Annotated in this window: 13 protein-coding genes; 5 read left to right on the top strand and 8 right to left on the bottom strand. The window is 50.7% G+C overall.

What is annotated here, in order from left to right:
* On the bottom strand, window positions 1-244 hold a 244-nt coding region (locus BMX17_RS23605; protein ID WP_139203581.1), incomplete at its 3' end, for a transposase-like zinc-binding domain-containing protein.
* Window positions 245-399: 155 nt separating this feature from the next.
* On the opposite strand from BMX17_RS23605, the gene BMX17_RS23610 reads away from it, so the two are divergent.
* Window positions 400-1173: a hypothetical protein gene (locus BMX17_RS23610; protein WP_092664731.1), complete on the top strand. Its 774-nt coding sequence runs from the start codon at window positions 400-402 to the stop codon at window positions 1171-1173.
* A gap of 111 nt (window positions 1174-1284) precedes the next feature.
* On the opposite strand, the gene BMX17_RS23615 is transcribed toward BMX17_RS23610, so the two are convergent.
* The 3 genes from BMX17_RS23615 to BMX17_RS23625 form a co-directional block, all read right to left on the bottom strand.
* Window positions 1285-2244, bottom strand: coding sequence for a metallophosphoesterase family protein (locus tag BMX17_RS23615; RefSeq protein ID WP_092664734.1), 960 nt, complete (start codon window positions 2242-2244; stop codon window positions 1285-1287).
* Window positions 2245-2889: 645 nt separating this feature from the next.
* The gene (locus BMX17_RS23620) at window positions 2890-3993 is read right to left on the bottom strand and encodes a glycosyltransferase (RefSeq protein ID WP_092664737.1); all 1104 of its coding nucleotides are present in this window, start codon (window positions 3991-3993) and stop codon (window positions 2890-2892) included.
* A 120-nt stretch (window positions 3994-4113) separates the two neighbouring features.
* Window positions 4114-5550: a hypothetical protein gene (locus BMX17_RS23625; RefSeq protein WP_139203715.1), complete on the bottom strand. Its 1437-nt coding sequence runs from the start codon at window positions 5548-5550 to the stop codon at window positions 4114-4116.
* A gap of 64 nt (window positions 5551-5614) precedes the next feature.
* On the opposite strand from BMX17_RS23625, the gene BMX17_RS25605 reads away from it, so the two are divergent.
* On the top strand, window positions 5615-6016 hold the full coding sequence (locus BMX17_RS25605) for a hypothetical protein (RefSeq protein WP_139203717.1): 402 nt from the start codon (window positions 5615-5617) through the stop codon (window positions 6014-6016).
* Window positions 6017-6401: 385 nt separating this feature from the next.
* Here the strand turns inward: BMX17_RS25605 and BMX17_RS27645 are convergent, their stop codons facing one another.
* The 3 genes from BMX17_RS27645 to BMX17_RS23640 form a co-directional block, all read right to left on the bottom strand.
* Window positions 6402-6722 carry a double zinc ribbon domain-containing protein gene (locus BMX17_RS27645; protein WP_170845546.1) on the bottom strand — a complete coding sequence of 107 codons (321 nt, stop codon included), beginning with the start codon at window positions 6720-6722 and terminating at the stop codon, window positions 6402-6404.
* Between the two features lie 53 nt (window positions 6723-6775).
* Entirely contained in the window at window positions 6776-9247 is a 2472-nt protein-coding gene (locus BMX17_RS23635) for a tubulin-like doman-containing protein (protein ID WP_092664746.1), read from the bottom strand.
* 120 nt (window positions 9248-9367) lie between these two features.
* Window positions 9368-10171, bottom strand: a complete 804-nt coding sequence (locus tag BMX17_RS23640; RefSeq protein ID WP_139203719.1) for a COG1361 family protein — start codon at window positions 10169-10171, stop codon at window positions 9368-9370.
* 139 nt (window positions 10172-10310) lie between these two features.
* Between BMX17_RS23640 and BMX17_RS23645 the strand changes: the two genes are divergently transcribed.
* Together BMX17_RS23645 and BMX17_RS23650 are read left to right on the top strand one after the other, a co-directional pair.
* Window positions 10311-10952, top strand: coding sequence for a metal-dependent hydrolase (locus BMX17_RS23645; RefSeq protein ID WP_092664751.1), 642 nt, complete (start codon window positions 10311-10313; stop codon window positions 10950-10952).
* Between the two features lie 95 nt (window positions 10953-11047).
* Window positions 11048-11752, top strand: a complete 705-nt coding sequence (locus tag BMX17_RS23650) for a hypothetical protein (RefSeq protein WP_092664754.1) — start codon at window positions 11048-11050, stop codon at window positions 11750-11752.
* Window positions 11753-11840: 88 nt separating this feature from the next.
* On the opposite strand, the gene BMX17_RS23655 is transcribed toward BMX17_RS23650, so the two are convergent.
* Window positions 11841-12749: an ROK family protein gene (locus BMX17_RS23655; RefSeq protein WP_092664757.1), complete on the bottom strand. Its 909-nt coding sequence runs from the start codon at window positions 12747-12749 to the stop codon at window positions 11841-11843.
* A 235-nt stretch (window positions 12750-12984) separates the two neighbouring features.
* Between BMX17_RS23655 and BMX17_RS23660 the strand changes: the two genes are divergently transcribed.
* The coding region (locus BMX17_RS23660; RefSeq protein WP_139203721.1) for a transposase-like zinc-binding domain-containing protein at window positions 12985-13189 on the top strand (205 nt) is incomplete at its 3' end.

Raw genomic sequence — 13189 nt, forward strand, 5'->3', positions numbered from 1 at the left:
AGACGTAGATCGTGAAGTACCATTCTTTCAGCGAGAGCTTCGAATGAGCAAATATCGTGCCGGTCTTGTCGTTGAACGTCCGGCCGCAATTCTTACACAGATACCGCTGATACTCCCGATAGCTGCCGTTTCTGACCGTCAGGTCAGAACGGCAGCGGGGGCACTCAACGCCATCACACCAGCGAACCTGCTGCAACAGGTCCGCTGCAGCCGATTCCGACACGAACCGGCTTATTGGGAACATATCGGGCACCGCTGGCGCGGTGCCCTTGCCCTCTTCGACATTCAGCCGCAGCTCTCGCTATCAACAATCTCCTTCGCAAGAGCGTCGAAGCAAAATTGGATTGGAAGCATACAGAATCTCTATCTCGGGGTAACACGCTCTCAGATGAATGTGAGATGGAGGGTGTTTCACCCGAATCCATTACCAGTATCCACCTTCCACCTGGAACGAGCCAACCCCGGGGGTTAAGCGTAGCACCGGGGAACGTCGGCGACATAACTGATTTCGTTCATAACGCGTTCGGCGAGCGAGTTGAACCTGAGTGGCTGACCGTCCACACTACGCGTACATTCGACTACCGGGAACACGTCGAACGGCTTGCAACGATCACCGAAGTCGGTGGCTATCCACTCGCCGTCGAGAACACGCCCGACGCCTCGTGCTACCACACGCCCGAGGATATCGCGGCGCTGGCTTTTCTCACCGAACAGGTCCCTCGACTCGATGACGTGTCGATACTAATCGATACTGCACACGTCGCGATGGAACGGCGTAAGCTCACAGTTGACGACAGAGCGATTGAGTCTGTGCTGGAGCATGCTGATGAGCAGCTCCGCGATCAGCTATCAGAGGCGTTCCAGCAGTTCCTACGGGACAATGTGAAACAGAGCAAGAAAGTTTCCGATCTCGATGTAGCACCCCCTCCAGAGGGGAGTCCGTGGCGTCCCGTATTTGTCACGCTCGCGATCGTCGGTGGTTCGCAAATCCAAGCAATCCATCTCAATGACCCGACTTCAGATGGGCTTCCCGAAACGCAGCGCCCAGCAGACGGGCTTCGGTGGGTGTTATCGTACTGCAATACACACGATATTGCGGTCGTGCTCGAACCAGGTGACGCTGACCGTGAGTCGATTGCGGAAACGATCTCGAAGCTACCTATCGTTGGCTAACCCCGGACCCACCCTCAAGATCTCCCTATCAGTGATAGCTGAGCGTAGGAAGTCGTAGTGATTATAGAGAAAGTGTCTGTCCGATCCGCCTGCAACTTGATGAACTTCCGGTCATCGCCACGCAACGTCGATTTGCTCCGCCCGGAGGGTTCCATCCTGGCTGATAGAAACGTTAGAGACTCCCGCGTCACCGGGATTATGTACGTACGAATGCCCGCTGGTGGTCGGGATCGCTGTCAGTCCGCGTTGGTGGGTGTGTCCAGAGAGACAGGCGTCGACACCGGCCGCCGCCAGTGCGACCCGAAGCGCCACGGAGCCGAAATGGTAGTCTCCGTCGTGTGAGTGCTGTCCGCGGATGTCGAACGGTACATTGAACGGGGAGATGTGGCTTGCGACCACGGTCGGGCCGTTGGCTCCCTCTACCAATTCGACGAGCGTCTTGAAGCGGGCATCCAGCCGAGCGAGCGACGTCTCGAACGAGGGGTTCGTCGCCTCGGTGCCAAGTTTGTGTGCGAGGTTCGTTTCGGACAGGTCGCCGGCGAGGTATTCCCCTGCCGCACGGAGAAGAGTGCTTGCGACGGCATCTGGCGTCCGTGCCTCGTCTTCGACTGGGATGTCTGGGTAGTCAGGAGACAGCAGGGCTGGCGTGAAGTCGAACTGCTCACAGCCCCATCCGGCAATGGTGAGCGACCATTCTGCCCCGACGACCACGTTTCGAGTAACGCCGTGTAGTGAGTGGACGTTCGTGAGCCCCTCACTCAGCCGCTGGGTGCAATCGACGGGGTCGTGGTTCCCAGGTACTGCAAGTACTGGAACTCCCTGCTCATCGAGACGCTCAAGGATTGTCCGGCCTCGTTCTTCGTAGGCTTCGCCAGCAGACACGGACTTGGCATGCTCGCGGTTCTCGTCGATCACGTCACCGAGCGACAGCACGATATCGTGTGTTTCGACCGGGAGGTCTGCAACCGGATATTGCGCCCCTGTCGCCCGGAGGTGTAGATCGGAGATGACCAGTAAGTCAACGGTAGGGCCCTCGACACTGCAGATCGGTTCGAGGTCGGATTCAGTCATTTGCCCAGGGCGTTCTCAGCGGTGGTTCGGTCGGAGAATCGTTTGCCGCAAACCAGATAATTGACTAACCTGTCTCACCAGCGGTCGGTAGTTGAGCAGCTCGACTGAAAAATTGACGCATCGAGTATCGTAGTCGACAGAGGAGAATCGGTCCGGCCAGTTGATGTGGTGGAAGCCGTGAAGCAGCCAGCCTTCCAGTTCGGGGGCCCTTCCGGGTTGTAGATGACGTCTTGGAGCTTCGGTGGAGTCCAAGCCATACCCAATACTATCACACAAATTTATAACACGCAAAAATGTAGCACAGATATGCCACGGTGGACCGGTTTTTCGCATGCTGCAGCGGCTCTCACGGTATTGTTGGTGGGCCCTCTAATCAAACGAATGATTGAGATTCTAGTTCGGACTCAAGATGTTAGAACATCTGTTCAATCAGTAGCTACCACTATTAACACACATCCGTTGATACCTCTCACTGAGGACCTTACTACGACCGCTCTCTACGTGGTGATTATCTGTGCCCTCGCGTTCATATGGGGTTATGCGTACCATGTGCGTCGTCATACGGCCTGAATCAGAGCTGAAGCCGCCGTATTTCTCTTAATGATTTTCTGGCCGAGAGCACATCCTGTTGATCATTGTTACCCACTACTGGATATCGTCGTAGAGGTCAGCGAGTGTTTTGAGTGTTCGCTCGACGCCGAGCGCTTCACGATGTTCAAGACAGGATTCTCGGAGATTTGATAGGTCACTAATAGCTGTTTCGAGCGCCGCCGTGAAACTGTCGATATTGCCCCGTTCATAGAGGTGACCGGTTTCCCCGGTATTAATCGTTTCTGGCAACGCGCCAGCATTTATTCCCACAACCGGCGTCCCACAGGCGATCGCCTCCATAGCCACAATTCCTTCCGTCTCTACAGGGCTCGGAAATGCAAAGATATCGATGGCTGAATAGAAGGACGGTAATTGCTCACGGGGTAGAAATCCGAAAAAGCGAACCTCAACATCGTATCGCTGGGCCGCCTTTCGAAGTGCTTCATTATGTGGACCGTCGCCGCCGATAGCGACCGTGACATCCTGTTCAAGCTGCTCTGTGGCTGCGAATATTGCTTCGATGTTTTTTTCAACGCCGTGTCTTCCGGTGTATCCGACAACAACCCCCGAAAGCTGGTGTTCTTCTCGAAACTCGTTTGTTTCTACGGGGCCGAACAACTCCAAATCAATACCGTTGGAAACTACCTCTACTTGATTTGTGATCCCGATTTCGTTCCGCAAGAATGATCGTGTGGCCTTGGAGGGTGTTGTGACAACATCTGCCCGTTCAAGAATCACTCGTTCGTATCGTTCAAGGACTCGCTTCAACAGATCCGTTGTTCTTGAGCCAGGAGCAACGTACTGGGCGTACTTAGTCATCGGCGTGTGGTATGTCGCAACAAGTGGAAGATTGTGTTTGCGAGCTAGGAAACATCCAGCTAAACCGAGGCTGAATACACTGTGGATGTGTACAACGTCGGGGACCGACACCGCCTGGGGAATCCAAGGTGGTGACATACGGTATCCTTCGTAGAACGGAAACGACACGCTAGCTACAGGGTGTTCCCAAGAGCGAGATGTATACGTTTTCGCGTTCGGATAGACGACTTCCATCTGATTTCGGTTTTCGTTCCACTGTTCCGCCCAAGTTGAGAGAGTATAGGAAACACCGTTGACGGTGGGCAAGTACGCGTCACTAAATGCGACGATATCAGTCATCAAAGCCTCTCGTCACTTGAGGGAGGTTAGGGTTAAAAATATAAATCTTTCCACCGGTAGTACCATTCGTGTGACGTGGGGTTTGTGTGCTGGAACGTGACCCCAAGAAGATCAGCACATTCATAAAAAGGGAATATTCGAGATTGAGAGTAATACCGGTAGAGAATTGGCAAACAATGCAGTACTGATTTGCCGCCTGTCAATTGGCCACTCTGGAGCGTCCCGGAGTTCGTTCCATCCGCGTTCGTCAACGATGTCGCCGATCGGAGTATCTGCGTCGGGATCCCGCTCACGCTTTTGTTTGGCCAGCACCAGACGTTCTTTATGATGGCTCATAAGGAGGTGTAACTGCCAGAACGTGGAGTAGAGCCAAATTGCCGCGAGTAATATGTACAGGACTATTGGGCTAATGTAGTTTACAATCCAGATGATTAGTGACAGTGATACTGAATCCATCATTCCGGGCACGTACGCTCGTGACCCTTGAACGTAGAGTCGATACGCGTAGTAGAGCCCCCCGATTGCAAGCATACTATTGATGCGCATTGCGACTCGACCGAAATCGCGAAACCCGCCATGATTGTCTGGATGAAACGGTCGATAAACTAATTCGACTTTCCCCTCATTTGTGTCGACACCTGTAGTCAGAAGGGGTCGAAATAGTTGCAAGCCGATGAGAAACTGAAATACTGCAGCCACCATAAAGAAATCCAACAGTAGATTGATTACTAATCCGATATTGGAGTTGAGACCCTGGGGTCCGTTGGTAACTATCCAGAAAGCGCCAAACTGAAGAACGAATAAGGCCCCAAATACTGGTGCGACTGGAATCTCGGTGAACGGTATCGTTAAGTTGAGCCTCTGCTTAACTTTTTGGCGAAATTCGCGGTACCCCTCAGGGTTTTCAATAACGTTTTTCAGGTCCAGATTCCAGAATAGATTCTCTCCTCGGATCATTAAATCATACCCAATCATTCCCCCTACGAGCATCGCAAGAAGCAATCCGCTGGCAAATATCGGCAATCTAGGTAACTCAGTGGGTTTAGCCGAGAAGAAAACAGTAGTAATGGAAATGACTACCATCAGGCCGAGCCATCCTAATAGTCCGTAGACTATCAACGGCGTGATGAATTCATCTCTACTTATAATATTTGCATAATTAAGAAGTGAAAGCAAAAGCAACCAGAGGACGCCTATACCCAAGAGTAGGTATACTCGAGTTTCAGTCAGAGCTGGAACATAACCGCTAAGGCCGGTGAGCGAAGTGAATTCAGCGCCGACGAAGATGGCTACCGTGGCAGATAGTATAATAACTGGCCAATAGAGCCCCATCTGCCGAAGTACCCCATCGAATATTTTCAGTTTATGCTCATGGAACTCCCTCGCATAGAATTCCCGATTTTCGAACATCAGACAGTACTCGTGAAAGTGAAGATTATCTCGTGTTTCTGTAGTTGTTGGTGCCTCCTCATCTTCCCGAGAAATAACTCCTCGAACAAAGAGGTCAATCGGACTGTGGTCATCCGACCGAATGTCATCCTCGTCCGGCAACTGCATTACCTCACTTTGTCTCGTCAATGATTGTAAAATATTTCCTCTAGCAGGGGTTAGCGTTGACTGAATGGAGATCGCTATGGCTTCGCACCAAGGCCGCCGATACATCCCGCTCATCATTGGCAGTATTATACTTGTGTTTGGTGCGGCACTAACTGCTGTTGAGGCATTCAATGGTAATGTCGGTCTTGCCACTGTCGGGTTTGGACTCACGATCGTGGGGTACCGTATCAGCCAACGAACCGCTCACTCCAATCCCAAAACAGATCGTTCTAGGAACTGGAGCATACGAGAAACAATATTCAGGTACATCATCGCTCTCGGTGGTATTGCTCTACTTGGATACGGGGGAACAGTCGGTGCACAAACTATTCTCTCTTTGAGCGTTCATGGAGCTCTGATCGCTGGATGCGGAATGGTTGGTGGATACTTCATTATGCACGCAGCACTCAACAATACGGTATTATGAATCGTCGTATTCGGGAGATTGTCGCAGTCTTCGCACTCGCTATCACCTGCTATGGGACAGCTCTCGGTATATTCTGGGCTCGAAATGGTCAGGAACTCGATCAGGTTTTCTTGGCTGGTTTGCCCGCGTGGGTAGGATACCTGATCGCACACTACTGTTACACAGGCCAGTTTGTTGACCCGGACGGACAATCACGATCATTTGGTTTCCCGCCTGGTGGTATCGCTCGAGTATTAATCCTCATAGGAATAACTGGGATGGTACTCGCGGTCCCAGGAGGTATTTACACGCTTCACATACAGTCTTTCACCGGTACGGTATTAGCGACCACCTTCTTTGTCGCAAGCTACGTGGTAGCTCACATCGGAATCACCGGAAAGCCCCTCTAACAAAACCTCGTACCGCAGCTGGAACAGAATTCCTCTGAGGAATGTCTTCGAGCTCCGCAGACCTCACATTCCTCTTGGATTGCTGTGCCACACTCTGGACAATATAGTTCGTCCGTGACACCGCGCCCGCAGACGGGACATTGTCGAAACAGTGCCGTCCCACAAGCCTCGCAAAACTGTTGGTCACCAGTAACGGACTCTCCACAGACCGGGCATTCGTCGATCTCGTCATCTGGACCGATTTCCTCCTCATCCTCTTCATCGTCCTCTGGTTCTGGCTCGGACTCTGGTCTCGGGATAGTTCCTCCAGAGAGCAAGTCTCCGTCTTTAGAAGCTATCTAAAAATAAGATGGGACACTATTAGCCGGCGTCAGTCCTCAGCTGGCTCAGTCAGCTCCTTTTCGAAATCCCAAGCGTCGCTGACTTGGTCGTCATCCGGGAAAAATTCTGGATACCCGAACTTTCGACCGATGAGTTCGGCGTCAGAGGCCGTCGATCCGAGTAGTTCACCGACATCCTCCTCAGATCGGAACTGTTCGTGAATCTGAGCGAATTCGCTACTGTTCTCTAACGCGATGTCTGCGTTGGTAGCGGTAAATCGAATCCGGAAGACGTCGTCAATAATTGCTGTTTCCTGCTCGTCACTGTTGGTCGACATCAGAGTGGGGATTTTATCGATTCCCTCAACACCGTCGAGATCCCCTTGGAGAATACCGACATTTGACTCACTAGTCAGTACTCCCAAGTATCGGTAGGCATTGATCGGAACGTTTTGTGGCTCCAGATCTTGGAACGGCTCCTCAAGATTCTCCAGCGTGAATTCCAGCGCGCGGGCCACCCGCTGTTCACTCACGATCTCACGCTCAAGTAGATCACCTATACTTTCGAGATCAGTAAGGAACTCCACGCTGGCGTTCTCGAAGTTTTGGAAGGGAATGCTCACATATCGTTCCCGCTCATAGGATTCTAAGGTTTCCCGTCGGGACCGCTGGACGTTCTCTCGGCGTCCCTTCTCCTCCTGAAGTTGTTCTAAATCCGATTCTGTCGAGCGGATCCCATCGTTAATTTCGTCTCGAATGTCTTCTAAGCTAGTTCTGGCCTCGTTACGCCGACCACGGGCCGTATTTTGGGCATCATCGATACGCTTGTACTCTGCGTATTCGTCAGTCAGTTCGTTTTTCCGTGATCGAAGTGTTTCGATCCGGCTTTCTATCTCACTACGAACACGGAATTTGATCCGACTAGTTTCCTCAAGTTTCTCTTCCTGATCTTCGATTGCCTCTTCGAACCATTCTTCAAGACCACCTGTCCACTTGTCCCGTGGCGCTTCGTCGGAGGCGGTGAGAAGTTCAGTTTGATCACTATCGAGGTATCGGGAGAATTTGTCGGAGTAGTCCTCTACTGCATCCTGTACCAATTTTGCAAACTGGTGTCCTTCTTTCAGGGAACGGAAACGCGAAACCAGTTCTCGATAGTAGAGATACGCAAAGACATCCTCAACGTCAAATTCGTACTTATTTGAGAGTTGACCGACTTGTGAGAGTGCTTTTTCGTACCGCTCATCTAGAAGCTCATCATCATACCCACTTCTCGGATCGATTTCGTCGTAGGCGTGGTCCTGTGCTGTCGTTATAATTGAGCGATCCACGAGGATCTCTTCGTCATCCAGGTCACCTTCCGACTCCTCTTCATAAGGGTCAGTTCCCGGCTCAATATCTAAGACTTGATTAATATAATTCCGATTTTCCTGATATCGCTCCAGTTCACCGTGCTTGTCCTCTATACGGTCTTCTATATTTTGGATATCTTCCAAAGCCTGAACATAATTTTCGACAGCAGAAACGGGTACCTCAACTCCTCGGCTGTCGACCGAATACAAAGTCGGTTTGCCGGTCGTTCCTGATCGGGAGTAGTCATTCGGGAAGTCTTCCTCAAACTCTTCAGCAAGAAGTCGAATGGTGTCAGACGCAACTTGATTTAGATTCTGCCGATAATCAGTATTATCGCCTTTTTCTTCGTTAAACCCAATCAGCCCATAGAAGTCGAAGGGGGGTTCCTCCAATCGAATATCATTGTACCCCGGTAGCTGGTTTTCTCCGTGCGTTGCGTAGAGGGGGATCTCAATCGGAAAGTCAGTCCCAGCAGCGTCAGTGAACTCGTCAACGAAGTCATAGTCAAGAAGGACGGACAATTCCCTGAGCGCAGTATATGCATTTGCGTAGAAGTTTTCGTTAGCAGCTGGTGGCCGTGATTGGTCGTCCAACTGATCCAGGCGGGGGAGTGACCCGAGACCACACAGATAATAATTCTCGTCAGCGTCGTCGGTGATCTGATCGAGCATACCCGCTATTAGGGGGAAAGCACCGCTACCAGTCCCCCCTCCGAACGAGTTGACTATCCACAGGTTGGCACCTTCGATATCGGGATCGTCGAGAGCTTTTCCAGCATCATCTTCAAACTCTTCCACAACCCGCTCCAGTTGCTGTCGGAAGCTTTTGTAGTTCTGCAGGTTATCGATATAGTATCTGGAAACAGCCCGTTGACGGGTGGCCCCACCAACATCTGCGAGCTGCATATCCTCTCGAAGGTACGGAAACTCTTCCACATCGTTTTCCCAATTCTTAGTCGGAGTCTCTAATGCAATCGTTTGGAACGACTCCGGCGTATATTCCTCCACTTCGTCAGCTTTTGTATCAATACCTACAAATTTGAAACGGTCTAAAACTTCCTGTGGATCCCCACGATCTGCGGCGACTTCGTCCTTGATACTCTCATACGTTCGAGCAGCCATCTTACAACCCGCCTCGCCAATTCCGATAACGATGGATGGATTAGTGACCATTCTCTGTGCGAAACCTGAGCGCACGACATAATATAATTAAGGGACACAGACAGGAGAAGCGCAGCTGTTTCAGTATCGTATTAGAACGGAGTCGTTTTCGATTGGGGCGAGAGATACAGATTACCAGTCGTCCCCACTGGTTCCTCCATCTCCAGAACTTTCAAGATCAGCCCGGATGTCTTCTGCTTCGTTGTTGAGTTTCTTCCCATCACTCGTTTTCTCCATCCGCTCCGCGAGCGATTCAAGGTTCGCGGCGTGTTCCCGTTTTAGCTCTGCTCGTTCGCTCTTGCGCCGCCGCCACGAATAAGTCCCGAAACCGATCCCGACAAGTCCAATCACGATTCCTCCAAGAAACGCAATATCGGTGATCTGTCCGACAAGGGAAACCTGCTGGAGTTCTGATTCTTGTTGATTGATTGTCTCTTCAGCTGCTTGGAGTTCGAACCAAGGTGAAGAGCTCATATTAGCGGTAACAGTTTCTGAGTCAGAAAGGTCCTGACCGTTTTGAATGTAATCCATTTGTACTGATGCCGCATCAATCTCCTCCTGCTTGATCGTCTTTGGATATACCTCGAAAACAAAGGTCACCTCTTCGTTTGGTTCAATCTCCTGAATAAAGAATCGGTTACCTTGACGCGATTCGACGTTGATATCTGCACCACCAGGACTAACAGTGAAACTGAACGAATTCGATTGAATAAACGTCTGACTGGTACTATCAAAATTCACAGTCATATTATTGATTGTACCACCCTCAGGAGACACAGTATAAGTGATTTCTATTGCTTGGTCTGAGTCTGATTGAGTACCGTTATAACTCGTATCACTGGTCGTCGTGACCGCTGCAGTCACGATTGCTGAGCTAAAAACCACGAGAATCACGACACCGAGGAGTGGCAACATACGGGAAAAGCGTCGTGTCATACGTTGATTGTGACGTACCTGCCATCACGTCATAATTGTTTCCCAATAGCACTATTCCGAACTGGAATATAGACACCAATGACCGAAGAAAATTATAGAGTCCCGGATAGAGTTTCAGACAGCAAGAGGTAATTCGCTAGTGGCGGGCTTCAAGAAACATATGTGGGCGGGGATCAAATCCTATGGTATACTTCCACCCGCAGTTGCACTTTTCCACGTTATAGGGGAAGGAACCCCCATTCTCTTAGCTACAGGTGCAGTCGCGTTACCGTTCACTCTTATTGGAGCGATGTTTCCGGATTTAGATGCAAAAAGATCCATCCCATTTCGGCACTTCAGACGAGGGGTTGCGGTCTTCGCAGGTGGAGTCATCGCAACTGTGCTATATGTGAATCGTAGATTAGTGGTTAATGTCGGAGAACTTCTTCCAGTTACTACGTCTCCCACATTCGTTGGTGGGACCATCTATTGTGGCATGGTGATAGGTGCTGGCTGGATGATCTTTCGATTTCTCTACGTCTATAATCCACCACATCGAGGTATCTTACATCAAATCCCCGCTGGTTTATTGGTAGCAATCATACTCTTTTCGATTGTTTCCTCGGTCGCAGTATCGTTGTCTATCTCAAATCCTGCGGCGATAGCGTTTCTCATGGGTACTAGTTTCTTTATTGGTTACCTCAGCCACCTCTATCTTGATACTGATCCACAAGAAGAGAAATCGCTTCTGCTCCTGAGGAAAACATACATAGGTGAACGACTTGATGATCGATTGCCCTGAGCTGCATTCTTAGGAATTTATCGTGGAGCGGAAAGTCAAAACGGCATCACCAGTGGCTCAGTAACGCCACGAGCTGGGAAGAGCCGGTTTTCGATATGAACTACTCGGGAACCGACCGGGGTGAAGAAAAGAACCCACGACAGGAGATGTGGCTTCTGTATCACGAGGACAACGAGCAGTATGCTGTCGAAGGCGTCGACACTATGATCGGGGGTACTACCCGCCGGTCGGGGAGCGACAATATGATCGACTATATTAACGATCCCTACTCTATCTCGTTCGTCTCGTTCCACAACCGAGGTCCAGTAGAGGCACTGACGCTCTATCAGCGGCTTCGTGATATGGCGGATCGAGGGCAACTCGATCCAATGGCAGGAAAGTATCGGGACTACCGGCAGGCGTTCGCGTACCCCGAGTGGTACGACCGAAACATTCGCCTCGCATTCCAGATCAAGTCGCGAATCGAGATCCCACGGCCGCCAGAACTGGACATAGGCCGAGTGAAGAAGTCTGAGATGAGCGAGGGCGAAAAGAAGAATTTCATCAAGCAGACCGGGTTGGACACCTACATGTGGCGAGGCACGATGTGGGAAGACTATGAATTTAATGACGAGGACGACGTCTTCGATGGGTGGGATCGAACGCTGGAGGGTATTACATTCACTAGTCTGCAACAAGCGACCCCAGACCCTGACTTGAAGAGTCGGTGGTTAGCGGGGCAAGCGGAATGGGATGATATCTTGCAGGCATACAAGGAGAATTTAGAGGACAGAGAGCAACTTCAGATCTCTTTTGAATAGGGCTTTCTCTTCTGTGAAATTCTCTTCAAGTATTGAGGTTTCAGAAGATAACTCTTCTACCGCTTTGCTAATAAAAAGAACACACACCCTATGAATGAATCGGGGCCATCCCAGTAGATTGCGTACAGATAATTCTAAGCCCTTCCAATACAGATCTATCACCGAGATTGGCAATTTCAATATGGGGATATGAATTAAAACATCCGGTACCAAAGTGCTGGTCGATTCCTTCAAGCATCTCTTGTTCGTTATTTAGAACAACTCCTCCATCAAGAACTACGACTTCTGGATTCAGGATGTTTGTTAACTGCGTCAATGCTTCCGCATTATGAGCGTGCATCCGATCAAGAACGGCGAGCGCGTCGGTTTCACCAGAGGTGGCTGCGGCAAATAGCTCACTAGCCTCGGAAATATCCTTGTCCGCCACACTCTTCGCTAGCGCTGGTAGCTGGCTGCCGGAGCACGCCGCCATCCAATGACCGATTCCGTCACACCAAGGACAGGGTATCTCGCAGTCGGTTAATTTCAGATGGCCGACCTCACCAGCGTTCCCACGCCAGCCCTGTACGATTTCGCCGCCGAGGACTACCCCTGCACCGATACTAGTGCTGATCGTCACGTACAGTATGTCATCGGTGTCATGATTCCCAAGACGGTGTTCAGCGACTGCCCCACAAGTTGCGTCATTCACCAAATAGGTCGGGGCAAGAGATGAGAGTGTCTCAATGCCTATCGGCTCGTCATGGAGGAAATACGCTGTTTCAGAGACACTATCAATGGGCCCCGGTGCAGCCACGGCAATTCGATCGATAGATTCCTTGTCGATACCTTGTGAACTAACAGATGTTCGTATCTGCTTCTCAAGTCCAGTCAGGAACTCTGTTTTAGTTCCAGTCGCAATATCGCTCGTCGGAGAGCGTTCAATGACGATCCAATCCTCATCATATACACCAACCCGTGTAGTTGTTTTACCAACATCAACGCATACTGCCAGCATACCGTCTTATTAACGTGCTGGCACTTAATTATGGTCGGGGGTCCTACTCTATAATATTGATTCAGTTATTTGACGGAGGAGAGTAGTAGCCTTCACCAATCTGTGAGTCTTCCCATATTCGGGTTCACAGTACAGATAAGCATTAACATTACGCTCTTGCGAAGGAGATTGTTGATAGCGAGAGCTGCGGCTGAATGTCGAAGAGGGCAAGGGCACCGCGCCAGCGGTGCCCGATATGTTCCCAATAAGCCGGTTCGTGTCGGAATCGGCTGCAGCGGACCTGTTGCAGCAGGTTCGCTGGTGTGATGGCGTTGAGTGCCCCCGCTGCCGTTCTGACCTGACGGTCAGAAACGGCAGCTATCGGGAGTATCAGCGGTATCTGTGTAAGAATTGCGGCCGGACGTTCAACGACAAGACCGGCACGATATTTGCTCATTCGA

The sequence above is a fragment of the Halorientalis persicus genome, from assembly GCF_900110215.1.
Lineage (GTDB): Archaea > Halobacteriota > Halobacteria > Halobacteriales > Haloarculaceae > Halorientalis > Halorientalis persica.

What these genes read in the sequence shown, in the direction of transcription:
- BMX17_RS23610 (WP_092664731.1), top strand. Translation starts at nt 400, where the DNA reads ATGGAGGGTGTTTCACCCGAATCCATTACCAGTATCCACCTTCCACCT.
- BMX17_RS23615 (WP_092664734.1), bottom strand. Translation starts at nt 2,244, where the DNA reads ATGACTGAATCCGACCTCGAACCGATCTGCAGTGTCGAGGGCCCTACC.
- BMX17_RS23620 (WP_092664737.1), bottom strand. Translation starts at nt 3,993, where the DNA reads ATGACTGATATCGTCGCATTTAGTGACGCGTACTTGCCCACCGTCAAC.
- BMX17_RS23625 (WP_139203715.1), bottom strand. Translation starts at nt 5,550, where the DNA reads ATGCAGTTGCCGGACGAGGATGACATTCGGTCGGATGACCACAGTCCG.
- BMX17_RS25605 (WP_139203717.1), top strand. Translation starts at nt 5,615, where the DNA reads ATGGAGATCGCTATGGCTTCGCACCAAGGCCGCCGATACATCCCGCTC.
- BMX17_RS23635 (WP_092664746.1), bottom strand. Translation starts at nt 9,247, where the DNA reads ATGGTCACTAATCCATCCATCGTTATCGGAATTGGCGAGGCGGGTTGT.
- BMX17_RS23640 (WP_139203719.1), bottom strand. Translation starts at nt 10,171, where the DNA reads ATGACACGACGCTTTTCCCGTATGTTGCCACTCCTCGGTGTCGTGATT.
- BMX17_RS23650 (WP_092664754.1), top strand. Translation starts at nt 11,048, where the DNA reads ATGAACTACTCGGGAACCGACCGGGGTGAAGAAAAGAACCCACGACAG.
- BMX17_RS23655 (WP_092664757.1), bottom strand. Translation starts at nt 12,749, where the DNA reads ATGCTGGCAGTATGCGTTGATGTTGGTAAAACAACTACACGGGTTGGT.